This window comes from Maridesulfovibrio ferrireducens (assembly GCF_016342405.1).
In the GTDB taxonomy this organism is placed as follows: Bacteria; Desulfobacterota; Desulfovibrionia; order Desulfovibrionales; family Desulfovibrionaceae; genus Maridesulfovibrio; species Maridesulfovibrio ferrireducens_A.
This window is the reverse complement of record NZ_JAEINN010000005.1, coordinates 195,245-218,031: the sequence shown is the minus strand read 5'-3', so window position 1 is coordinate 218,031 and position 22,787 is coordinate 195,245. Positions and strand designations below refer to the sequence as shown.

Annotated in this window: 19 protein-coding genes; 5 read left to right on the top strand and 14 right to left on the bottom strand. The window is 44.7% G+C overall.

The annotated features are described in order from the left end of the window. Nucleotides 1-4 precede the first annotated feature (4 nt). Nucleotides 5-1,069, bottom strand: a complete 1,065-nt coding sequence (locus JEY82_RS07745) for a pyruvate ferredoxin oxidoreductase (protein ID WP_304084530.1) — start codon at nucleotides 1,067-1,069, stop codon at nucleotides 5-7. 441 nt (nucleotides 1,070-1,510) lie between these two features. After that, on the bottom strand, nucleotides 1,511-2,302 hold the full coding sequence (locus JEY82_RS07740; RefSeq protein ID WP_304084527.1) for an IclR family transcriptional regulator: 792 nt from the start codon (nucleotides 2,300-2,302) through the stop codon (nucleotides 1,511-1,513). A gap of 540 nt (nucleotides 2,303-2,842) precedes the next feature. On the opposite strand from JEY82_RS07740, the gene JEY82_RS07735 reads away from it, so the two are divergent. The 3 genes from JEY82_RS07735 to JEY82_RS07725 all read left to right on the top strand — a co-directional run bounded on the left by JEY82_RS07735 (nucleotide 2,843) and on the right by JEY82_RS07725 (nucleotide 6,891). After that, complete coding sequence (locus tag JEY82_RS07735; protein WP_304084526.1) at nucleotides 2,843-3,220, top strand: PH domain-containing protein; 378 nt, start codon at nucleotides 2,843-2,845, stop codon at nucleotides 3,218-3,220. Between the two features lie 231 nt (nucleotides 3,221-3,451). After that, nucleotides 3,452-5,296, top strand: coding sequence for a UbiD family decarboxylase (locus tag JEY82_RS07730; protein ID WP_304084523.1), 1,845 nt, complete (start codon nucleotides 3,452-3,454; stop codon nucleotides 5,294-5,296). A 38-nt stretch (nucleotides 5,297-5,334) separates the two neighbouring features. Further along, nucleotides 5,335-6,891: an NAD(P)/FAD-dependent oxidoreductase gene (locus JEY82_RS07725; RefSeq protein WP_304084519.1), complete on the top strand. Its 1,557-nt coding sequence runs from the start codon at nucleotides 5,335-5,337 to the stop codon at nucleotides 6,889-6,891. Here JEY82_RS07725 and JEY82_RS07720 read toward each other — a convergent pair. The 12 genes from JEY82_RS07720 to JEY82_RS07665 all read right to left on the bottom strand — a co-directional run bounded on the left by JEY82_RS07720 (nucleotide 6,877) and on the right by JEY82_RS07665 (nucleotide 20,194). Continuing rightward, nucleotides 6,877-8,523, bottom strand: coding sequence for a SulP family inorganic anion transporter (locus JEY82_RS07720; protein ID WP_304084515.1), 1,647 nt, complete (start codon nucleotides 8,521-8,523; stop codon nucleotides 6,877-6,879). The genes JEY82_RS07725 and JEY82_RS07720 overlap by 15 nt on opposite strands. 11 nt (nucleotides 8,524-8,534) lie before the next feature. After that, entirely contained in the window at nucleotides 8,535-8,954 is a 420-nt protein-coding gene (locus JEY82_RS07715) for a response regulator (RefSeq protein ID WP_304084514.1), read from the bottom strand. A gap of 38 nt (nucleotides 8,955-8,992) precedes the next feature. Further along, nucleotides 8,993-11,584 (bottom strand): PEP/pyruvate-binding domain-containing protein, encoded by a 2,592-nt coding sequence (locus tag JEY82_RS07710; protein ID WP_304084511.1) that lies wholly within the window; start codon nucleotides 11,582-11,584, stop codon nucleotides 8,993-8,995. A 44-nt stretch (nucleotides 11,585-11,628) separates the two neighbouring features. Then, entirely contained in the window at nucleotides 11,629-12,339 is a 711-nt protein-coding gene (locus JEY82_RS07705) for a hypothetical protein (protein WP_304084509.1), read from the bottom strand. A gap of 3 nt (nucleotides 12,340-12,342) precedes the next feature. Further along, entirely contained in the window at nucleotides 12,343-13,602 is a 1,260-nt protein-coding gene (locus tag JEY82_RS07700; RefSeq protein WP_304084506.1) for a sulfite exporter TauE/SafE family protein, read from the bottom strand. 26 nt (nucleotides 13,603-13,628) lie between these two features. Continuing rightward, the gene (locus JEY82_RS07695) at nucleotides 13,629-14,039 is read right to left on the bottom strand and encodes a response regulator (protein ID WP_304084504.1); all 411 of its coding nucleotides are present in this window, start codon (nucleotides 14,037-14,039) and stop codon (nucleotides 13,629-13,631) included. A 16-nt stretch (nucleotides 14,040-14,055) separates the two neighbouring features. Continuing rightward, nucleotides 14,056-14,427 carry a response regulator gene (locus JEY82_RS07690; RefSeq protein ID WP_092159487.1) on the bottom strand — a complete coding sequence of 124 codons (372 nt, stop codon included), beginning with the start codon at nucleotides 14,425-14,427 and terminating at the stop codon, nucleotides 14,056-14,058. 11 nt (nucleotides 14,428-14,438) lie between these two features. After that, nucleotides 14,439-14,870, bottom strand: a complete 432-nt coding sequence (locus JEY82_RS07685; RefSeq protein ID WP_092159488.1) for a response regulator — start codon at nucleotides 14,868-14,870, stop codon at nucleotides 14,439-14,441. Nucleotides 14,871-14,917: 47 nt separating this feature from the next. Further along, the gene (locus tag JEY82_RS07680) at nucleotides 14,918-16,645 is read right to left on the bottom strand and encodes a PAS domain-containing sensor histidine kinase (RefSeq protein ID WP_304084500.1); all 1,728 of its coding nucleotides are present in this window, start codon (nucleotides 16,643-16,645) and stop codon (nucleotides 14,918-14,920) included. Then, nucleotides 16,638-17,054, bottom strand: a complete 417-nt coding sequence (locus JEY82_RS07675) for a response regulator (protein ID WP_304084498.1) — start codon at nucleotides 17,052-17,054, stop codon at nucleotides 16,638-16,640. The genes JEY82_RS07680 and JEY82_RS07675 overlap by 8 nt, the downstream gene beginning before the upstream one ends. 234 nt (nucleotides 17,055-17,288) lie before the next feature. Further along, complete coding sequence (locus tag JEY82_RS07670; protein WP_304084496.1) at nucleotides 17,289-18,707, bottom strand: sigma-54 dependent transcriptional regulator; 1,419 nt, start codon at nucleotides 18,705-18,707, stop codon at nucleotides 17,289-17,291. Next, a complete protein-coding gene (locus tag JEY82_RS07665; protein ID WP_304084494.1) occupies nucleotides 18,692-20,194 on the bottom strand; it encodes an ATP-binding protein in 1,503 nt (500 codons plus the stop codon). Before JEY82_RS07665 ends, JEY82_RS07670 begins: the two co-directional genes overlap by 16 nt. 226 nt (nucleotides 20,195-20,420) lie before the next feature. Between JEY82_RS07665 and JEY82_RS07660 the strand changes: the two genes are divergently transcribed. Together JEY82_RS07660 and JEY82_RS07655 are read left to right on the top strand one after the other, a co-directional pair. Then, nucleotides 20,421-20,873, top strand: a complete 453-nt coding sequence (locus JEY82_RS07660) for a YaiI/YqxD family protein (RefSeq protein WP_092159493.1) — start codon at nucleotides 20,421-20,423, stop codon at nucleotides 20,871-20,873. 198 nt (nucleotides 20,874-21,071) lie between these two features. Next, nucleotides 21,072-22,727 carry an alpha-keto acid decarboxylase family protein gene (locus JEY82_RS07655; RefSeq protein WP_304084492.1) on the top strand — a complete coding sequence of 552 codons (1,656 nt, stop codon included), beginning with the start codon at nucleotides 21,072-21,074 and terminating at the stop codon, nucleotides 22,725-22,727. The last annotated feature ends 60 nt before the right edge of the window (nucleotides 22,728-22,787 follow it).

The following is a 22,787-nucleotide window of genomic DNA, read 5'->3' as shown; positions in this document are numbered from 1 at the left end:
ATCCTTACAGCAACGTGTTGATTTTAGCGGTCATTTCGGCAAGCGTGCACAGCGGCATATCGCCTCCGGTTTTGCCAAGGAAATGAACAGGAATGCGGCCGTTTACTGCCAGGCGCACATCGTCAACCATCTGCCCGTGATTCATTTCCACCACCAGCATGGATTTCACAGAATCAGACAGTCCTTCGAATGCTTTGTCAGGGAAAGGCCACAAGGAAATCGGACGAATAAGGCCGACTTTTTTACCTTCCGCACGCATATTGGCTACCAAGTCCTGTCCCATGCGGCCGTGAATGCCGAATGCAACCAGCACAACATCAGCGTCTTCCACTTCAATTTCTTCCCAAAGCTGTTCTTTTTCTTTGATAAGCTCATACTTGGCGAGCAGCTTTTCGTTCAATTCTTCACCCTGAGAATGGGTGTAGCTACCAGTCAGCAGATAACGTTTGGGATGGTCGCCAGTACCAGTGAAGGCCCATGAAGATGTGTCGAATTCAGATGCATAGTCGTGTGCTTCAGGGAAAAGAGCGGACTCTGTCATGGTGCAAGTAACACCGTCGATTACAAACAACACTGGAGTGCGGTAGGTGTAAGCCAATTTCACAGCATCAGGCATGATATCAACGATTTCCTGACCACTTGCCGGGGCAAGAACGATTACACGGTAGTCGCCGTGACCGCCGCCGCGTGTAGCCTGAAAATAATTGCTTTGTGCTCCAACGATATCGCCGTCACCAGGGCCTACGCGCATTGCGTCGAGCATGATGCAAGGTAATTCGCCACCAGCCATGTAGGACATAGTTTCCTGCATCAGTGACATTCCGGGGCCGGATGTGGACGTTGCGCCCAACTTTCCGGTACATGCACAGCCAGCCAAAGCATTGGAAACTGCCAGTTCACTTTCCATCTGCACCATACGTCCACCGTACTGAGGAAGAATAACTGCAGTATGCTTCATAACTTCCGTCGCAGGCGTAATGGGGTATGCAAAATGATAACGCACCCCACAACGCACCATTGCTTCAGCAAATGTCTGCGCGTTTTTCAGGAACAAAGGTTCTGATTTCATGTAACCCTCACTTGCAATTGTTTTGAGGTTCGACCGTTTTTATTCTTTGCGGCAAGGCTGTACCGTATTAAACTATGCCATACCACTATAACGGGCCAAAAAAATCTTGTGTAAACAAGTTATTATCTACTTCGTACCGCATTATGGTGCGGCGTTCCGAAAAAAATAGCTCCTCGAAAACAATTCGTCAAGCGGTTTTTACAATATTACGTTTCATTATTTTGTGGATATAATCCAAAACACAACTGACGGGCCTACTCAATTTCCAGTAACCCACCATAAAACCGTGAAAAATAGCTACGCCCCACAAGCAGAGGACTTATGAAAAAAAGACAAAAAAAAGCAGCGACCTTTTCAAGGCCGCTGCTTTTAAAATTTGCTGACACATACGAGTCAATATAGATTCAACTCATACATGCTTCAGTCATGATGACAGAATTTTTATTTCCGCTTAACAGGTGGATAACTGCTGGCGCCTAACCGCAGCGAGACTTGCTCTGCAGCCTTGTATAATTCGCGGCTGGCCACTTCTCGCTTACTAGGAGTAAAACGCGCACTCGGTACGGAAACACCTAAGGTAGCAACAAGATCATCATTGCAATCAAACACAGGGACCGCTGTACAACAAACGCCCTGATATATTTCTTCATTGTCATACCCAATAATATTTTCTCGCACTACTTCAATTTCTTTTATAAAATCAGCCATTTCCGCAGGACCAATCTTTCCATCCGATTCTTTCCGAATACTCTCCAACAGTGAACCGGCCTTCATAGAATCCATAAAGGCAAGGGACACCTTCCCGGAAGCTGAAAGATACATTGGAAACGAATGGCCAACAATTGAATCCTGACGCAGCGCCTGCTTTGTCACATGCCTGTCGACAACAATCATTTCCGTGCCGGAATAAACACAAAGATTGACTGTTTCCCCTATAGCCTCAAGCAATCGTTTACCATATGGTCTGGCAACGTCTTGAATACTCGTATGTCCCGTAACAAGACTTCCCATCTTGAAAAGTTTAAATGTAAGTCCATACGCACTTTCTTCATCACTTTGAACAACATATCCAAGATCCTGCAAAGTCAGTAAAAATCGATGAACCGTTGTTTTGGGAATACCGACAGCTCGACTCAATTCTGCAAGTTCCCATTTAGGTTGCTTCGTCATCTGCTCAATAACAGCAAATACCTTTACCACAGATCCAATTGTATAATATGCGTCTTTAGCCATATCTGCTCCATTCATATTTCACTTATCATTATCATTATTACGATTGCAGGCGACAGCTAAACGTCCACCATTTCGGCAATCAAACTTAATTCACATTGCAAACATCCCTGCAACGGCAAAAAAATATTGTGACTATACATAGCTCGACACTTTTTTCCCAATCCAAACCATCCGGATATTACTCAAAAAAGAGTTGCTAATAAATATAAACACAACATTTCATTCAAGATGTCGTAACGCAATTTGGTACAAATGTCAACCAACACAACTGATTGATGTTATATAATAGATAGTATTTATTTAAATATAGCAAAATTGATTATTAGGATTACCCAACTATGTGGACGACATCTGAAAACATGCTAAAGATGGCGCGACCATGTATTTATATACAACACAGACAGTAAAAGTAAAACCGTCTTTGTATATCGGAGATCATAGGTCAAACAATTATGAGCTACGACGCTAATGACAAATCAATGTTTTATCGTGTAGCCCGAAGTATACTTAAATAACATAATAACAACCACGGGAGATATTATGGGAATATTAGATGGACTCTTAGGAAATGCTACTGAAGTAGAAGTTTCAGATGTCGAAGAAGAACTTTCGCCGATTCTTGGTGATAATGAAAATGTAGAACGAGCTTTCAAAGTTGTTCGTGATATGTATATTTTCACCAACGGACGCCTTATTCTTATAGATAAACAAGGAATTACAGGAAAGAAAACTGAATATCTCTCTATCCTATACAAATCTATAAGCTCGTTCTCAGTTGAAACAGCTGGCCATTTTGACATGGATTCAGAACTGACTCTCTGGGTTTCCGGCAGGCACGATCCTATTAAAAAAGAACTCAAAAAAGGCAGTGATGTTGTAGGGATTCAAAAATTATTAGCAAATAAAATACTTCCCTAGCCTTTCCTTTTTAAGGTTCCAAGAGCCTGCGGCAACCGCAGGCTCTTGACCACTACTATTCATTTGAATACAAGGAATTCATACGCATTTTTTTTAGCAAAACTTTCTCTCCGCTGGTAAAACATCAAAACAGTTAACTATGCAAAACGGACACCTGTAAACAGGTTGTACGAAAGATAAGCATGAAGCGGGTTAATCCCGCTTTTTTTCATATAAATAAGGGAACTACACATGGGATATAAAAATACACGGGAATGCCTCAATGCACTTGATACACGCGGCGAACTGTTGCGCATAGATCAGGTTGTCGATGCAAACATCGAAGTAGGAGCAATCCAGCGCAGGGTATTTCAGGCCGGAGGTCCAGCCTTACTCTTCACAAATGTGAAGGGATGTCAGTTTCCCATGGCTGCAAATATTTACGGCACCAAAGACAGAATGAATTTCATCTTCCGTGATACCATTGAAATGGTCGAAAAGCTGATGAAACTTAAACTCAGCCCCATGGAAGCACTCAAAAAACCGTGGAAATATCTTGGTGCCCCCAAAACAGCGTGGCATACCATGCCCAAAAAAGTTTCCACCGGTCCGATCATGCAAAACGAAACCACGGTTTCCAAACTGCCGCAACTGGTATCATGGCCCATGGACGGCGGCGGATATGTGACCCTGCCGCAAGTTTATTCTGAAAGCCCTGAAGCCCCGGGCTACGGCGGTTCCAACATCGGCATGTATCGGGTACAGCTCTCCGGCAACGACTTTATTCCTAACGAAGAAGTAGGATTGCACTACCAGATTCATAGAGGAATCGGACATCATCACGCACAGGCAATCAAGAATAACGCCCCGCTCAAAGTGAACATATTTGTCGGCGGAGCACCTGCAATGACTATGGGTGCTGTCATGCCTCTGCCCGAAGGACTGGCTGAAATATTCTTTGCCGGAGCAATCGGCGGACACCGCATTCCCATGGTTACCCGTCAAGGATATCTGCCCATTCCTGCCGAAGCGGATTTCTGCATCAGCGGTTCCATTGTCAACGGATCAGGAAAACCAGAAGGGCCATTCGGCGATCATCTCGGCTACTATAGCCTTGCCCACAATTTTCCAGTCCTGAAAGTAGATAAAGTATACCACCGCAACGATGCAATCTGGCCGTTTACAACAGTAGGCCGCCCTCCTCAGGAAGACACCATGTTCGGTGAATTCATACACGAACTGACAGCGGATCTCGTTCCGTCCGTATTTTCAGGAGTCCACGAAGTTCATGCGGTAGACGCGGCGGGAGTACATCCCCTGCTTCTAGCTGTAGGCAGCGAACGTTATGTTCCGTATGCCGAAGAAAGACAGCCGCAGGAACTGCTCACTAACGCAATGTCATTGCTGGGCAACACACAGACCTCACTTTCAAAATATATATTCATTGCGGCTAAAGAAGACATGCGTTCAGATGAATCCTGTCACGACATACCGGCCTTCTTCCGTCACATGCTGGAGCGTGCCGATCTAACCCGCGATCTTCATTTCATCACCAGAACAACCATTGATACACTGGACTATTCCGGCATCAGCCTGAACCAAGGTTCCAAGCTGGTATTTGCCGCCGCAGGTTCAAAAAAACGCACACTTTCCACAGAACTGCCAGCAAATATCAACCTGCCTGATGGATTTAGCGACGCGCAGATATTCGCACCGGGCATCCTCATCATTAAAGGGACCAGACACCAGATGAAACGCGATCAACAGGATTCGCAACTGGATAGACTGGGCGAATCGTTAAAAACAACCAAGGGCATCGAAGGGTTCCCAATGATAGTAGTTGCGGACGATGCAAATTTCACGGCCAAAGATTGGGACAACTTTTTATGGGTGACTTTCACCCGCTCCGATCCGGCAACAGATATGTACGGAGTAAATGCATTCACCCACGCCAAGCACTGGGGCGCAGAAACAGCAATTATCATTGATGCCAGACTAAAAACATATCATGCACCTGCTCTCGAACCAGACCCCGAAATCGAAAAACGGGTTGACGCACTTGGAGCTGCCGGGGGGCCGCTACACGGAATTATTTAAGACAACCTGTTATTAAGCTATATATAAGTGAGATTACCATGAAGCCAGTTCTTGTAGAAATAAAAGTCACCCCGGATAAAATCAATACTGCAAATGCAATCCGCGAAGCCGCACTAAAAAAGGCGGAACTTCCCGATGATCAGAATATTTCCACTCGCGTTGTTCGCAGGTCGATAGACGCACGGTCCAAAAGACCGCTCTATGTGCTTCAAGTTGCGATTGGCGATCCGGAATCAGTAGAGCCGCAGGGATCTGTTTTTCAACCTGCTCCCCTTGGAGACAAACGGGTTATTATAGTTGGAGCAGGTCCAGCAGGATATTTCGCGGCCCTGACGCTTCTCGAAAACGGGATTCTCCCGATAGTGCTTGAGCGTGGTAAAGACGTAAATGCACGGCGCAAAGATCTCAAAAAAATATATACTGAAGGATTGATTAATCCGAATTCCAACTATTGTTTCGGCGAAGGCGGAGCCGGAACATATTCCGACGGAAAGCTTTACACCCGCGCTACCAAACGCGGCAATGTCGGCAGAATTCTTGACCTATTTATCGCCAACGGAGCACCATCGGATATCCGAATTGATGCACATCCGCATCTAGGGTCCAACGTTTTACCAAAAATCGTCAGCAAAATGCGTGACGACATCACTGCTTGCGGCGGAGAAATCCGTTTTGATGCTCACGTGGATGACTTTATTCTAGACGGGAACCGCATGACGGGTGTCCGCATTAACGGTTCGGAAACCATTTCCGCCGATGCGGTCCTGCTGGCAACCGGACATTCTGCCAGAGATATTTTCCATGCTCTTGTCGCACGCAAAATAAAAGTCGAAGCAAAACCCTTCGCCCTTGGGGTCCGCATCGAGCATCCACAGCCTATCATCGATAAAATTTTCTACCATCAGTCCCCGCGACATGAAAATCTTCCTGCCGCCAGCTACCGGATTGCAACACAGGTTGAAGGGCGCGGAGTATTCTCCTTCTGCATGTGTCCCGGCGGATACATTGTTCCAGCATCCACCGCTCCGGGCGAACTTGTGCTCAACGGTATGAGCCTCGCCGCCAGAAACGCACCTTTCGCCAATGCCGGACTCGTTGCTGAAATCAGACTGGAAGATGTAGGCAAAGGTAACGATCCACTCGCAGCACTTGATTTTCAGGCTTCAGTCGAAAGAACAATGTTCGCAGCAGGTGACGGCCTGACGCAGAAAGCTCCAGCTCAGCGCGTCGGAGATTTTGTTGCGGGACGCATATCTTCAAAACTTCCGAAGACATCTTATATTCCCGGAATATACAGCGCTCCTGTTCACGAACTACTGCCTTTTGTAGTTTCCGAAAGTTTACGCATGGCTCTGCCGGAACTTGGCCGTAAGTTCAAAGGATTTGATTCAAATGAGGCCAAAGTGCTGGCAGTGGAATCACGCACCAGCTCACCTGTGCGCATTCCCCGTGACCGTGAAACCTTTGAACATGTCAAGGTTAAAGGATTCTTTCCATGCGGCGAAGGGGCGGGGTACGCCGGCGGAATTATTTCCGCAGCCATGGACGGGGAAAAATGCGCTCAGGCAATAGTTAACTCACTAACAGGGAGCTGAGTGAGAAAAAAAATGTCCGGTCTCATCTTCTTCATCTAAAAGCATCTGCGCCATTTGCAAGGCACTGCCATGACTTTTAAAAATGTTCTCTTCGCCTACAATTTTGATGAGTCCAAGTTCTTTCATGCGCTGATACATGCCGTCCCCAAGTGCAAGAACAACCCGGATATTTACGTCGCGAAGTTTTTCAACCATTTCGCTTAACGCAAAAACTGCTGATATATCAATAAAGGGAACTTCCATACAGTCCACAACAACAATGCGCGTACCAAGCAAGCGTTCTACTTTATCCGTCATCTGAGAAGTTGTGCCGAAAAAGAAAGGACCATTTATGGTAACTACACGGATACGGAAATTACTGCCTTCCTGAATCTCACGATCAGAAAAAGACTTATCCTTGCACTTTCCCGCACCCAGAATACTTATGCGGGTCTGGCTGGCTATACGCCACGTAGTCATAATCGCCGCGAGTGTTACTCCGAGAGCCACCGCAACAATCAAGTCTACGAAAACCGTAACTCCGAAGACTGTAACCATCACCATTAAATCCTCGCGCGGAATTTTACGAACGAGACGGAGCAGTCTATAGTCAAGAATATCGACACCGACTTTGACTAAAATACCCGCCAGCACAGCAAGCGGAATATGTGCAGCCAACGGGCCCGCACCTAAAAGTATCACCAAAAGCACCATTGAATGAATCACACCGGACAATCTGGTCCGGCCTCCAGCCTTGATGTTGACTACAGTACGCATGGTTGCCCCTGCGCCGGGAAGACCTCCCATAAATCCACACAAAGCATTACCAACACCTTGCCCGATAAGCTCTCTGTTTGAATCGTGATGATCCTTGGTTACGGAGTCAGCCACTATAGAAGTCAGCAATGAGTCGATTGTTCCCAGCAAAGCCAGAGCAAAAGCTGTTCCGGCGATACTGCTCCATTGTGATAAATTGATGGATGGTAAATTAAATTCAGGCAACCCCGAAGGTATTTCTCCGATGGTAGGCACAGGCATATGAAAAATCCATGCAACAGCAGTCATGCCCACCAGAGCAATGAGAGGAGACGGAACAACCCTCGTTATGCGTGGAGGAATCATAAACACAATGATCATGGTTGCAACAGCCAGAGAAAGACTTGGAAGAGACACATTCGCCACAGCTTCCGGCATTTGAGCGATAGCCATTAACGGAGAACCAGCCCCTGCACAGCCCAGAACAGGCTCAATTTGAAGCAAAATAATGATTATGCCGATGCCTGTCATAAAACCGGATATAACCGGATAAGGGATAAACCGGACAAATCCTCCCAAATGGAACACGCCGAAAAGAATCTGAATGACTCCCGCCAGAACAATGACCATACAGACAGATTGAAAATCCCCGGAATAAGCAGCTACAGCTGTAGCAGTAACCACGGTCATCGGGCCTGTCGGCCCTGAAACCTGAGTAGGAGTACCACCTAATATCGTTGCAAAAAATCCAAGAATAATTGCGCCATAAAGACCGGCGGCAGCTCCTGCGCCGCTTGCCACACCAAAAGCCAAAGCAAGAGGTAAAGCTATAATACCCGCAGTCAGACCTCCGAAAACATCACCCCGCAAAGCGGTAGGCTTAAAGCCACCTTTCATGACATTTCTCCTTAGGCCTGATCCATCTGCAATTCTTTAGCGTTAATCTTCTGGCGATGAAAACGCCCTACTTTAGCGGCTTCATCAATAGTTTTAACCAGCTCATCCAACTCGACAGGTTTGGTCAGAAATTTAAATGCCCCCCAACGAATACTTTCCATCGTACATAGAGGCGTTCCATGAGCACTCAGCATTATAACCTCCACAGCAGGATACTTAGTTTTAATAAGATGGAGAGTGTCCAGCCCGTTAGGTTCCGGCATCCGAACATCAAGCACAACCACATCTACACTCGAATCATCTGCAAGAATATTGACAGCCGCTTTGCCGCTGTTAACCTGTTGCACAGTATAACCGCGTTTTGTCAGACGCCGGTCTAAAGCATCGACAAACCCTTTTTCATCATCGGCCAGAAGTACATTCACGGACATTTTCTTAACCTCTCAGTATAACAAGTTTAGTCGTAATTCTATTGTACAGCAGGAAACAGCTTGAAATCTTCGAAAAACTTCTTTTTATATTTTTCAACTTCGAAACTATTGGTCATGATCATATCAAGTTGCCGTGTGTGAGTAATGAGATAACCTAAAATTTTAAGACGTCTTTCCATGCTCAAACGTTCAAGACCTTCAAGACGTGCATTCAAGTTGTCTTCCCTGATCCTTACTCTGAAATCAAATTCATCGAGAATTTCGCCGACGAATTTTGCGCGCAGAATACGACGCTCCAGATTAGCGGCTCCGCCCTTGAATTGAAAACTTGCATAATTCTCGCTTACCCGGTCGCCAAGCAAAGCTTCCACTCCGCAAAAATGAAAACCGAAACGTGATTGCAAACAACAATATCTCTCCGAAATCATGAAATAATTTTTCTGAGAAAAACGAGACGAGCTGGTTGTATTCAAATCAGGATTAACCGTTGCTTCAAACATTACAGACAACAATCCCTTGGTATGCACCGCCGGAGGCCCTTCCCAGGGGACAGCCTGCATACCTTCCCATAAAGCGCGCATGGGAGCAGAATTTATATGTTCCAGCAAAACGCATCTATCCGGTCTTTTTCTCCCTTCGGGAGCAATGCCATCACCGAGATTAAGAACCCAGAATTGCTTCGGAACATTGCAGATAAGCTGGCGGGATGCGGCCTGAACAAATTCCTTTTTAGTACCGAACTCGAACATTTCGCGAACAGCCATCTCATGGCAATAACGCATAATGTCATGCAAAGTTTTACAATGTGAAGGTTTGAATTTCGGTGAATCAGGATCGGTCAGATTCAACCGCACAATGTGTCTTGCTGCTTTTCTAAGTGTAGCCTGAACAGCACTTCCACGCATAAGACGGTGTCTTGGTTTTTCTTTAAGCAACTCATTAATCCGGCCGTCATAAATTGCACGCCCATCCGCATCCACAGTTACGACTTGTCCTTCTTCAAAACTGGTTAGAGCACCTTTCAATCCAAACAATGCCGGTACTCCGAATTCTCTGGATACATTGGCTAAATGTCCGGCAATACCGCCCTGCTCAGTTATCACTGCACTGCACCGATTCAGAAGCGCCGCTCGACTAGGTAAAGCCTGCTTGAGAACCAAAACCCCGCCATCCGGAAAATGAAGAGTATCTGCATCCTTACGCACATGAAAAATTGGTCCGGTTCCAACCCCCGGGCTGGCAGTTCTTCCGCCCGAAAGCACAGGAATAGACACCGAACTGCTTTGCAACACCCCTTCAGGATAATCTTCAAGCTGCATTAAGGGTCTGCATTGCAAAATATAAAGATCACTCTCTTTCGTAATTGCCCATTCAATATCTTGAGCAGGACCGAAATGCTCCTCAATGCGAACAGCTTGTTCTGCAATAATTACGGCTTGCTCATCAGTTAAAGAAGGCTCATTTCTCCGGCTGGTAAGTTGCTGAACACTGCAAACGCCCTCTCCTGTATCGCAGACATATTTATCTTCTTTATCTGCTATATGGTGACCGATAACCTGCATGGGAACCGTTCGACCGACCATAAATTCGTCAGCCTCCACAGAACCGTCAACAACAGCCTTCGGCAATCCCCACACGGAATAAATAGAAATATTTTCATCGCGGATATTCATAGGACTCCGCGAATATGCAACCCCGCCTGCGGCAGCATCAATCATCATTATACAACCGACACTCATTGCAACATCCTCATCCCGGATGCCCCGATTGATGCGGTAAGCCATCGCCTGCAAAGAATATTTGGAAGCCATGACCTCCTTACAGGCTAAAATAAGAGAACTGCGATCTACATTTAAAATTGAACGATACTGACCTGCAAAAGCGGCCCCTTCACTATCTTCCCCTAATGCGCTTGAACGGACCGCAACCTTCACCTCTCCACCTTGACTGGCACATAAACAATCATATGCCTCCAAGATAGTCGTCGCGACATCATCCGGCAGGTCAGATTGAATAATCAGTTGCATGATCTTTGATGAAACCTGAAACATAGCCTCACTATCATCAGCATCAGCAGTTTGAATCAGCCGGTCGACCTCTTCCTCCAACCCTTCTTTTTTCATAAATTTGCGAAAAGAAGCAGTTGTTACAACAAAACCTGCTGGAATTTTAAGCCCGAGCTTATTTCCAGCTTCACCTAGGGTTGCCATCTTAGGCCCGCACAAATCAGCCTGATCCCGCCCAACCTCAGAAAGAGCAAGAACAAGCTCTCCTTCTCCGTTGTGTTGTATGGATTCAAGGTGGGGTAAAATTTTATCCTGAATAACAGAAAACTGATCATAGAGTTTTTCATATGAACCCTGATCAAGTTCATTAAGATGTCTTATCATTTGAAAAATTGATGTAGAAATGCGAGTACATAAAGCCCGCACATAGTGCATTCCGTAAGGCTGAAACCCACGAAGAGCTTCTTCAAGCTCAGCCATCAATTCGTGAGTTTCGGAGTTAGCCTGAATAAGCAACCTGAAATGATCATAGCGGGTTGCGAACGTCCGGCGTATTTCAGCCAGATCTTCTTGTGTTTTCTCGGCTTGTTTTTTCCTGAAAGGAAGCCAATCAAAGAAACTCATATGTTCGCAACCCGCTTATTATTAGTTATTATCCAACATGGAAATTACGCTTCTTTTTTTCTACTGGATGTCATTTCCAAGCCTATTCCCTCAAACATAAAGAATATAGCATATCCCCACCACATGGTGTAGACAACGTAGAAAACCAGTGAAAAAAGAATGATACCCCATCGTTCAGAAGCTTTCTGACCTTCAATCCCATAATAGTTGTAACCAACTTCTATGGCTCGATTAATAACATTCTTCCCGATAAACGTTGCCGGGGGAAAAACTTTCTGCTGATCCAAAGAAGCTTTCACTTCTTTCATCGTATGCCACCAAACAAACAAAGCTTGTCTGGCATCCATTCCATATTTATCTTCAAGGACTTGGCCTTTATTATGGAACATGACATCCGAATCTTTAGTTACACTGGTCATAAGCTTGCCGATATCTCCGGAAACAGCAATACCCTGCCCTGCCTTGGCAACAGTGAAACCATTTTTTTCCAACAAAGTCGTAGCATATGGAATATACTTCGGCTGATCTTCAAAAATGGTTGTTTCAAAATTTTGCCCATCAAACTTTTTAATTCCATCCATTACTTGAGGAATATAATAAGTAGAGCCCTTGGATATTGAATTGAACAGGTCATCAGAAGCATGAAATGCATTCATGCCGTTAAAACTAGGGGTGAACATATAATAGAGAACGGCTATGAAACCTATTGCAAGAGTCAGCCCCTGATAAAATACTTTTTTATTACGTACCAACATAGCTTAGCCCTCTCTCAGTTCCTTGGTTTTGGATAGGAACGTACCTATTACCCACACTGCAAAGACTCCGATAGTCAAGAAGAACAGCCAGTTACCTATATTTGCTAGTAACCCGGACAATTCCTGACTTATGGAAATAAACTTCATATCATTTAACTTACCCGGCATAGCAAACAGCCTGTTTACAAAACCGGCCAAAATAGCCAGAGCGTAAAAACCACGGATATATAATCCGGGAACAAGCTTGGTTACGAGTGCGCCTATCTGGATACCCAGCAACGACCCCAGTAACATCCCCATTGCCAAAGTATAAAAGATAAAACCGTAAATTGCGTACTGACTAATTGCAGCAAATCCAGCGGTGAAAATGATCTGCAAAATATCAGTACCGACAGTGGTGAAAGAACTTACGCCAAGAACGTATACAAACATTGGGAAGGTAAGAAAGCCTCCGCCAACACCCATAATAGCCGCCATAAAACCGACAATTACACCACAGAGAGCAACAAACACACCGGAGATTTTTTTACCGCCGGGAATCAAATCTTCATCAAAAGAAATCATTGGTGGAATATTCGCAGCCTGTAGCTTAGCAGGAAGTCCGCCTGTTCCGCCGCCGCCTCCGTGCGCATCACCGCCGCCTCCGGCCTTACGCAAACGCAGAAAGTCTGACATTGCATACATACCAAGAAAACCTAGTAAAACTACATAAATAACTGAAATAAAGGCATCAGAAGCAACAGGATTAGCCTCATAGATCATACGGTTCAAAATACCGCCCCCAAGAACACCTGCTCCTGACCCCACTAGGAAGGCAACCGCCAGTCCAACTGAAACATTACCAAGTTTTTTATGTACAGCTGTTCCCATGATTGCCTTTGCAAAGATATGGAACAGATCGGTACCAACAGCCAGAATCCCTTTGATACCAGCCGACATCAAAGCAGGAGTAATGATGAAACCACCACCAGCCCCGATACAACCCGTAATCAAACCTGCACACAGCCCGATGGCTATAGAGGCCAGAAAGATACCTGTTGTATAAAAAGCGGGAGTATAGGCCTTTTTACCACCAAGCATTTCCGGTAAATTAAGATCATCCGCAAATGCGAGAGAAACCATCAACCCCAACGCAGTGAGTATGGCAATGAGCCACACCTTGCGTTTATCCCGAATAATGCTGGTGGAAACCTCCAAATCCCATCTTGCATGGGCTATGGCTGCCTCCTGCATCGCTGCATAAAATTTACGTGCGAAATTCATAAGATTACCCTTATTTTAATTTTTGCTTACCCATTTTTGACCATTGCCATTATTCTCTCCTCCTGATGCATTTTGCGTCTGAAGGCATCCTCCAATTTGTAGTAGAGCCTCTCAAATTTCACCGGCTTCATCATATAATCGAATGCACCAATTTCCATACCTCTAATGGCTACCTCGACACTGGCGTGCCCTGTAAGCATGATGGCTTCTATGAGCGGCCAGCGTTGCTTGATCAAACTTAGAAGTGTCAGACCATCCATCCCGGGCATTTTGACATCGAGTAAAACAACATCCGCTTCAAAAGTTTCAAGCTTGTTCAAAGCCTCTTCACCTGATGCGGCAAGTTCCACGGCATTCCCCCGTTTACTCAACCGTTTGCCCAGTGTGCGAAGGAAATCTCCCTCATCATCTACAAGAAGCACCTTGATGGAGCACATTGCAGTTTTCTCCATTTTAACGATTAACAGCCTGATGAATTTTCTCGAGCAACTCTTCAAGGTCACAAGGTTTTAAAAGATAATCAAAAGCCCCGTACGACACGCCCTCTTTTGCTGCTTTCTCCGAGCCGTGCCCTGTAAGCATAATTACAGGCATGTCCGGGTCCATCTTTTTGAATATCTTGAGAACCTCAATGCCATCCATGTCTTCCATCTTGAGATCCAGAATCGCGACATCAAAATCATTTTTCCTTAGAATCTGAATTGCGACGGTGCCACCGACTGCAGTAAGAATATCCAAACCGCGTTTTCCGAGGCGTTTTTGTAAAACCTCGGTAAACCCTGTTTCATCATCTACAAGCAGAACCCGGATCACTTCAGTATTCATAGCAACTCCCTTTAGTCGCCTCTGCGCAATTCAATATGCCTTGCTCTAGCCTCATAAATCTTAGTTTCCTGAGACTGCTTTTTCAGATAGGCATCCTTAATTTTTGCGAGAAGCTCTTCCATCTCACAAGGCTTCAACATATAATCAAATGCTCCGTTCTTCATGCCGTCAATGGCACTTTCAACAGTGGCATGTCCGGTGAGCATAATGACTTCTACCAACGGGTATTCTGTCTTAATTATTTTAAGAACATCAATTCCGTTAATACCGGGCATTTTGACATCCAGAACTACAACATCGATAGCGCCATACTTCGCAAGAGCAGCAAGCCCCTCCTGACCGTTATAAGCCGTGTATACAGTCAGACTCCGCTTGCTGAGCCGCTTTGACATAGTGTCAACAAAGCCCTGTTCATCATCAATAAGAAGAATGGTAGCTAACATGACATAACCTCCTATTTTATTTCAATTTTACTCACAAAAATCACTCATCAAAGCACACATCCAGAATTTGCAGAATTTTCATCCTGCTCCAATTCAAGTCCGGCTAAAGGCAATTTGAGAGTGAAAACAGTTCCCTTATCGAGAGCAGATTTCACAGTGATTTCGCCCTTCATTTTACTTACAATACCGTAGATTATGGACAACCCGAGTCCGGTCCCTTTGCCCACAGGCTTGGTAGTAAAAAAGGGATCGAAAATTCGAGAAAGATTGGATTTTGGAATGCCGCATCCCGTATCGGCAATAGACACCGCCACAACATCGTTTTCAAAGCGAGTTGCTATATCAAGATCCCCTCCTCCGGGGTCCATTGAATCGATGGCATTATTAATGAGATTTAGAAGAACTTGCTGTAGTTCGGATGGGCTGGCGGCAACTTCCGGCAATTTATCTGCCAGACTGGTTTCAATATTAACATTGGCATACTTGGCGCGCTGTTCACACAATTCAGCCATTTCATGGATCAAATCATTTAAACAAACCCGTATAATGGTCGGATCTATCTTATGCGCAAAACTAAGCAGTTTATGAGTTATATCCTTGCAACGCGTGCCCTGACTTCGAATCTGATTCAACGCCCGCGACACTTCGCGCTCATTATCGTCAACATACAGCCCTTCCTCGAGCAAATCCTGAATCCACCCGGCCTCTTCAACCATAATGGCTACGGGATTATTGATCTCGTGGGCTATTCCGGCTGCCAACTCACCAACGGAAGCGAGCTTACCGGCCTCTATAACCTGCTCATTCATCATGTCCTTTTCAAGATCAGACCGCTCCACTTTACGCGCCATCCGCTTAGACATGAGGTAAGCCATTGCAATAATAGCTATACCGCCGAGCAAGATAACTACTGCCGCAAGATTTCTGGCCTGATTAAGATCGGAAAAAGCATCACTTACATCCTGCTGATAGACCATCAGCCAGTCGCCGTTCTTGATCGAGCTGATCACAAAAATTGTCTCATGGCCGGTCGCAGGGTTTATTTCCGTACTGATGGAAGCCCGACGACGCGCCAAACCTGAAAATTCATTCTTTCCAGCGGCCAATTCCTTCAAAAAAGGAACTTCTTTTATGAGGTCTTTACGCGGCGTAGTCTGAAACTCACCATTACGATTAATAATAAAAGCCAGCCCTGTTTCACCGATGCGGATATCTTCCACCAGCTTATTGAACGTGATAAAATCAAGAGTAGTGCGCAAAACCCACTTTTCCCCTTTCGACTCAATAAGAACGGCTATAATAAAATGAGGAACCCCTCGAAGACCGAGGAAAACATCACTGACGTATACTTGGCGTTCCTGTACATTCTTAAACCAGTCTGCTTCAGCATAATTTGCGCCCCGAAGATTAAACGGTCCAACATACGCAACCTGAACACCTTTACTGTTCACCAATCCGAGATCAACAAAATCACCTCTATGATGACGAAGTAAAGAATTATGCAAAGCTTCAAGACGTGCTTCGCTTTTTAAATTGGCGATGCCTTCCACATCTGCCAGAACCTGTATTTCTGCTATTTTTTCTTTAAGGTAGGAATCAACGTTTTGGTCGTGTTTGAGAACAAGTTCCCGCAAATGGGCTACGACTTTGCCCTTATAAGCGACGCTGTATTGATAGCCTGCCAAAAGAGCGATAATGAGCAGCGGGGTAAACGACACAAGAATAATCGTAAACATCATACTCTTCGCCAAGCCATGATAGTAATGATTAGACATAACTATTCTCCGACTCATCATCCTCGATTAAATCCGGATAATATCGCTTCAACACGACAGAAACCATGCGAGTCAAGTTTTCCGGATTACCGCTTTTCTCAACCATAGCGGCTACCTTTTGGAGAAATGGATCTTCTGACAGTTCTTCAAGGTAGCTATGCAAGATAACCGGGATATTGGGATAGTTGGTTACAAGCTGCTGTAGCAACCCACCATCCAAACCCTCAGGAGTGTTCACAGCGAGCACAACGAGATGAGTCGGGGTATCTGAATCGAGCTTCGAAAATAACTCATTCCCGTTACCTGCATCTTCTACTATAAAATTTCGTCTTGAAAATTCCCGACGCAAAAAGTCCCGCATGCGGCGGTTACGTTCTACAATGAGAATTCTGACTTCAGTCCTTTGCATCCATTCCTCCAACAGGTTTACATCTGGAATGGTAAAGGCAATAGTTGTGCCAAGATTTACCGCAGCCCCTTACATTCTCAACACACTTAATTAATTGTATATTTTAATAAAAAGAGGAAAGCTAAACAAGATAAAAGACATTGCAACTGTCCATTTTTTTTACAACACGAAAAAGAAGCCGTCGCCCACAGACATGGACGACGGCTTTTATTAAGCAGATATATTGGTAATTTTTTAATTAACTTTAATATGAGTTCTCAAACCATATTTATCAATTCGGGCACTCAAAGTAGGACGTGACATACCAAGCAATTTTGCTGCACGGGTCCGGTTGCCTCCGGTGATTTCCAAAGCTTCCCCGACAACAAGACGCCCTGCGTAATCCATGAGCATTTCAAACCCGTTTTCCCCGGCATGCTTTGTAAGTACCTGCCGAATTTCCGCCTTGAAAGCATCATCTGAGACATCAGAAGGAGCATGCCTGTCGGAACTGAGCCCTACAACCTGTGTAAGCTCATCCCGCGTTATAGGAGCGCCACGATTAAAAATTAAGGCTTTCTGTATCGCGTTTGAAAGTTCACGGACATTGCCGGGCCATTCATGAGTTACAAGAAATTCTTTGCCATCTTCTGATAAACCTGGATTGTGCATTTCCATTTCAGCACTCAGGCGGTCTAAAAAATGATTAGCGAGTTCAAACACATCATCATTCCGTTCGCAAAGCTTAGGAAGTCTGATGGTCACGACATTAAGTCTGTAATATAAATCTTCGCGAAACTCTCCATCCGCCACGGCTTTCTCAAGATCACGATTCGTTGCCGCCAGAATACGAACATCAACCGGAATTGAACTTCCGCCACCCAGCCGTTCCAATTGTTTTTCCTGTAATAAACGAAGAATTTTAGCCTGAATATTTAGAGGCATATCTCCGATTTCATCAAGAAAAACGGTGCCTCCTGCGGCCTGCTCAATCCGTCCTGCGCGGCTCCGGTTTGCTCCGGTAAACGCGCCCTTTTCATAACCGAACAGTTCAGACTCAAGTAAAGTGTCAGGAATGGCTACACAGTTAATAATCAACAAAGGTTTTTCCTGACGGAGACTGTGCTTATAAATAGCCTGAGCCACTAACTCTTTTCCTGTGCCGGATTCCCCCCGGATAAGTACCAGCGCATCTGTTGCCGCAACCCGTCCGATAGATTTATAGACCTTCTGCATCGCACGGCTGCTGCCCAGCAATTGATTCGTTGCCGACGAAACTTGTTCCCGTGTTGCCGTATGCTCTTTGCTCCGTCTAGACGTTTCCAGAGCCTGATGAATCAAGGCTAGCATTTCCGGGATATCAAACGGTTTTAAAATATAATCATAGGCCCCCATTTTGGTGGCCTCGATAGCTGTTTCGGTTGTGCCGTAAGCAGTCATAATTATCACGGACATACGGGGAGCGGTTTCACGCATCAGTCGAAACGCTTCAAGACCGGTAATACCGGACATACGCATATCCATAATAACCAAATCAGGAACCGACTCGTTTACTGCCGCCACACCGGCTTCACCGGAGGAGGCTACACGCACTAAATGACCTTCCTGTTTCAAAAGCTTTTCAAAGCTTTGGCGAAGTTGCGAATCATCATCTACAATTAAGATCTCAGCCATGTACTTGCTTCCTTCAGGGGTAAAGCCATCACAAAGGAAGTCCCCTGCGACTCCGAATCTTTAAGATGTAACCATCCGCCATGTTCAATCATAATGCGATTAGAAATGGATAAACCCAGTCCTGTCCCTTCTTCCTTAGTAGAATAAAACGGCTTAAAAATATCATCCTTGAACGATGCAGGAATTCCGGGACCGTTATCCGCAACCGTTATAGTTGCCATCTTGCCGTAAGGAGCAATTGTCATAGAATCTTCTGTGATGGATATTTTACCTCCATCAACCATTGATTCACAGGAATTAAGAATCAAATTCATAAGAGCTTCTTTGAACTGTTCAGGGTCGGCATTCACTATGGGCAATTTTTCCTTGCGGCAAACAGTTACAACAACACCGCAAGATTCCAGCCGATGACTAAGTAAATTCAAGGTACTGTCAACCAATTCAGACGGAGAGACCACTTGAGGACGAAGTTTAGGAGGACGAGAAAATTCCAGAAAATTTCTTATAATTGTATCTAAATGTCTGATTTCCTCAGAAATAACATCAAAATCTTCTTTTTGAATAATATCAAGATCAAGACTGCGTTCCAGTGAAAATAAACGCATTTTCACAGAAGTCAGAGGATTGCGAATGGAATGCGCCATTCCTGCTGCGAGCTTGCCCACTGTGGCCATTTTCTCGGACTGCTCAACCTGATCGCGACTATGTTGAAGCATATCGTAAGCATTTTCAACATCATCAATTAAAGTCTGCATCCGTTCGGATAACGCGCCCATTTCACCTGAAAGAAGATCCGGCATCTCTTTTTCTTCCAGTCTGGATAAGCGGTAAATAGGATCAAGGATACGCTTAATGAGAATAAAACCAATCCATACAGCTAATAGAGCGGACAATGGAACGGCAACAAGAGACAAAACAGTCAAAACTTTTGCCTGCTCTTTGTAATTGACTGCAGCAAGCCGAATACGTTTTTGATGTAATTGCTTGTATTGCTCACAAAGATCGTAAATAGACTGAAAACGGGTACGAATTTGCCGATGCAGTTTTACTCCTTCCTTATTAAGATTCTTCTTATATAAATCGACAACTTCATTTCGGGAATGAATATAACGTAAATAGTCGGAGTCAATACTATTTAAAATAGTCCTTCCCTCATCCAGATAATTTGTATCTCTGGCTTTACTGAGCAAAGCTTCAAATTGCTTATTATGTTTATCGAGACGAACAAGCCATTGCTCGTTATGATCCAGTGAATAGTAAGTTGTGAGCCCCTGCTGAGCCATCAATTCTTTTTCAAGACCCTGCGCGGAAAGCAAAGCGCTAATATCAGACTTTTCCATATGCTGGAAAATATCCTGCGTTGCATAAACATACCACAGCGTCATTCCGGCTACAGCTAACGTAGCAACAACAAGACCTATTAATAACGATAATAATTTTGCACGCAATGAGAAGCCACGCGAACTAGAGAGTGTTTTATCAACCATAGTGTTTACACTTGTCACAAATTAATTATTTGCAATTATTGAGAACTAAAATCAGCATACAAACACAGTCAACGTCTTTCTTATAGCTTTAATATTCATAGCACTTCAAGAAGTTAATTTGCGACAGCTTCACCACGTAAAGCAAGTTGCAGAGACTCTGATAATATTTTAGATCAACTCGCATAGGACGGAAACCAACCGCCTACAAAAATTAAAGAGGACCAATATGCATATATGGGTTGACGCAGATGCCTGCCCCAATATTATTAAGGAAGTGTTGTTCAAGACAGCTATACGGCGCGAAATTAAGATGACACTGGTTGCCAATACATCTGTTGCCACGCCTTCATCTCCGCTAATAGATTCAATCAGAGTTTCAGCCGGATTCAATGTAGCCGATGATGAAATTGCCAGACTGACAGAAGCGGGTGATCTCGTTATTACCGCAGACATCCCTTTGGCCGATAAAATAGTGACTAAAGGAGCTATCGGTTTAAATCCCAGAGGCGAGCTATACACGGTGGAGAATATCAAAGGATTATTAAGTATGCGCAACCTGATGGAAGAACTTCGTACCGGAGGTCTGGCTTCAGGCGGCCCTGCCCCTCTCGGCCCCAAGGACAAGCAGAAATTTACAAACCAGCTTGATAAATTTCTGACTCAAAATCTAAAAAGTTAATAAACATGAAAAGAACTCAAACATTATAAAGTTCCAGCTTAAACTTTTATAATCGAGCTTACTTTCAGCAAATTAACAAAAATACCCTTATAGGTATCAAAACTTTTCACTAAAATATGGACATGACCTTTATGAGGTGTCATTGTTTTAGCTAATAATATCGCTATAACAAGACTACATTCATCTGAGGAAACCGCCATGTCCAAAACAGTCATATCGCACCTGCTCCAGCGTCTGAAAGAAATCGGAATCACGGATATTTTCGGGGTTCCGGGCGACTACGCCTTCCCCGTTAATGATGCCATATGCAATGATCAGGAACTAAACTGGATAGGTTGCTGCAATGAGCTTAACGCATCGTTTGCTGCGGATGGTTACGCCCGGATCAAAGGATGTTCAGCCCTCTGCACAACCTATGGAGTCGGTGAACTTAATGCCCTCGGCGGCATTGCCGGGGCTTACGCTGAACATCTGCCGATATTCCACATCGTGGGTATGCCCAAACATTCCATTCTTGAAGGGAATAACATTATGCATCATACCCTCGGTAACGGGGAGTTTGATCTCTTTCACAAGATGGTTCAGCCCGTAGTATGTGCAAGTTCAATCCTGACCCCCGAAAACAGTGTTTCAGAAATCGAACGACTTATAAACGCGGCCTTAACTCAAAAAATGCCCGTCTACATTGGTATTCCGGCTGATTTTGCACTGATGGAAATAGGCTGCTCCAAACCACATCCAATCAGTAAACAAACAAGCGACGCTGAAACTCTTGCGACAGTAGTCCAAGTCATCATCGATAAAATTGATAATGCTCTATCCCCTGTTGCTGTAGTTGGAACATTAATCGGTCGTTATGATTTGCGCAGTGAAACACAGCAGATAATAGAAAAAGCGGGACTCCCTTTCACCTCCATGTTTATGGGAAAAGGAACTCTGTCAGAATCTCATCCTAATTTTATCGGGGTTTACTGCGGCAACCTTCTTGCTGAGGACGTGTGTGAAATTGTCGAAGACAGTGATCTGGTTATCAGCTTCGGAACTATCCGGTCTGATATCAACACCGGAGCTTTCACTATAAAAATAAATCCTATCGGCGAAATAAACATTCATCCTGATCATGTGCATGTGGGACGCGCAACTTATGAAAACGTGCTCATACAAGATGTAATCACAGCTTTAGGTAAAAAGATAAAAGTGCGGAAAATTAAAGAAAAACATCAGGTCCAAGGTCTTGGAAATCCGCAAGGAGCAGCAACAGCTGAAATTACTCCTGAATCGCTATACCCTCGAATAGAAAAGTTTTTCCGCACCGGTGACATCATCATGGCTGAAACCGGCACAGCGTCTATGGGACTCGTCACAGCAAAACTTCCTGACGAAGCCACATTTTATAACCAGACTTTATGGGGTTCCATCGGCTGGGCAACCCCGGCGGCATTCGGGGCAGCAGTTGCAGCGCCTGACCGCAGGGTAATTCTTATAACCGGCGAAGGAGCGCATCAACTCACGGTTCAAGAAATAAGCCAGTTCGGCAGATTCGGTCTTAAACCCGTTATACTTTGCCTGAACAATGATGGTTACCTTATTGAACGCATGCTGTGCGAAGATCCATACATATACTATAATGATTTAGCACAATGGAATTATAGCAAGCTCCCTGATGCCTTCGGCATGACAGACTGGTTCGCAGCAAAGGTCGTAAATAATCAACAACTGGATGAGTCCTTAGATATAGCAACAAAGGCGGATAGCGGTTCTTATATTGAAATAGTAACGGACAAAATGGCCGCATCAGAGATGGCTCTTGCACTCAACCGTATTGTGGTTAACGGCAAAGGATGGAAAGAGTAAAATAAATTATCACTAACAGTAATCATTCTTGACAAGAACCGACATCTATAGAATAAACTG

Coding starts and splice junctions, on each gene's coding strand:
- JEY82_RS07745 (WP_304084530.1), bottom strand. CDS start 1,069: ATGAAATCAGAACCTTTGTTCCTGAAAAACGCGCAGACATTTGCTGAA.
- JEY82_RS07740 (WP_304084527.1), bottom strand. CDS start 2,302: ATGGCTAAAGACGCATATTATACAATTGGATCTGTGGTAAAGGTATTT.
- JEY82_RS07735 (WP_304084526.1), top strand. CDS start 2,843: ATGGGAATATTAGATGGACTCTTAGGAAATGCTACTGAAGTAGAAGTT.
- JEY82_RS07730 (WP_304084523.1), top strand. CDS start 3,452: ATGGGATATAAAAATACACGGGAATGCCTCAATGCACTTGATACACGC.
- JEY82_RS07725 (WP_304084519.1), top strand. CDS start 5,335: ATGAAGCCAGTTCTTGTAGAAATAAAAGTCACCCCGGATAAAATCAAT.
- JEY82_RS07720 (WP_304084515.1), bottom strand. CDS start 8,523: ATGAAAGGTGGCTTTAAGCCTACCGCTTTGCGGGGTGATGTTTTCGGA.
- JEY82_RS07715 (WP_304084514.1), bottom strand. CDS start 8,954: ATGTCCGTGAATGTACTTCTGGCCGATGATGAAAAAGGGTTTGTCGAT.
- JEY82_RS07710 (WP_304084511.1), bottom strand. CDS start 11,584: ATGAGTTTCTTTGATTGGCTTCCTTTCAGGAAAAAACAAGCCGAGAAA.
- JEY82_RS07705 (WP_304084509.1), bottom strand. CDS start 12,339: ATGTTGGTACGTAATAAAAAAGTATTTTATCAGGGGCTGACTCTTGCA.
- JEY82_RS07700 (WP_304084506.1), bottom strand. CDS start 13,602: ATGAATTTCGCACGTAAATTTTATGCAGCGATGCAGGAGGCAGCCATA.
- JEY82_RS07695 (WP_304084504.1), bottom strand. CDS start 14,039: ATGTGCTCCATCAAGGTGCTTCTTGTAGATGATGAGGGAGATTTCCTT.
- JEY82_RS07690 (WP_092159487.1), bottom strand. CDS start 14,427: ATGAATACTGAAGTGATCCGGGTTCTGCTTGTAGATGATGAAACAGGG.
- JEY82_RS07685 (WP_092159488.1), bottom strand. CDS start 14,870: ATGTTAGCTACCATTCTTCTTATTGATGATGAACAGGGCTTTGTTGAC.
- JEY82_RS07680 (WP_304084500.1), bottom strand. CDS start 16,645: ATGTCTAATCATTACTATCATGGCTTGGCGAAGAGTATGATGTTTACG.
- JEY82_RS07675 (WP_304084498.1), bottom strand. CDS start 17,054: ATGCAAAGGACTGAAGTCAGAATTCTCATTGTAGAACGTAACCGCCGC.
- JEY82_RS07670 (WP_304084496.1), bottom strand. CDS start 18,707: ATGGCTGAGATCTTAATTGTAGATGATGATTCGCAACTTCGCCAAAGC.
- JEY82_RS07665 (WP_304084494.1), bottom strand. CDS start 20,194: ATGGTTGATAAAACACTCTCTAGTTCGCGTGGCTTCTCATTGCGTGCA.
- JEY82_RS07660 (WP_092159493.1), top strand. CDS start 20,421: ATGCATATATGGGTTGACGCAGATGCCTGCCCCAATATTATTAAGGAA.
- JEY82_RS07655 (WP_304084492.1), top strand. CDS start 21,072: ATGTCCAAAACAGTCATATCGCACCTGCTCCAGCGTCTGAAAGAAATC.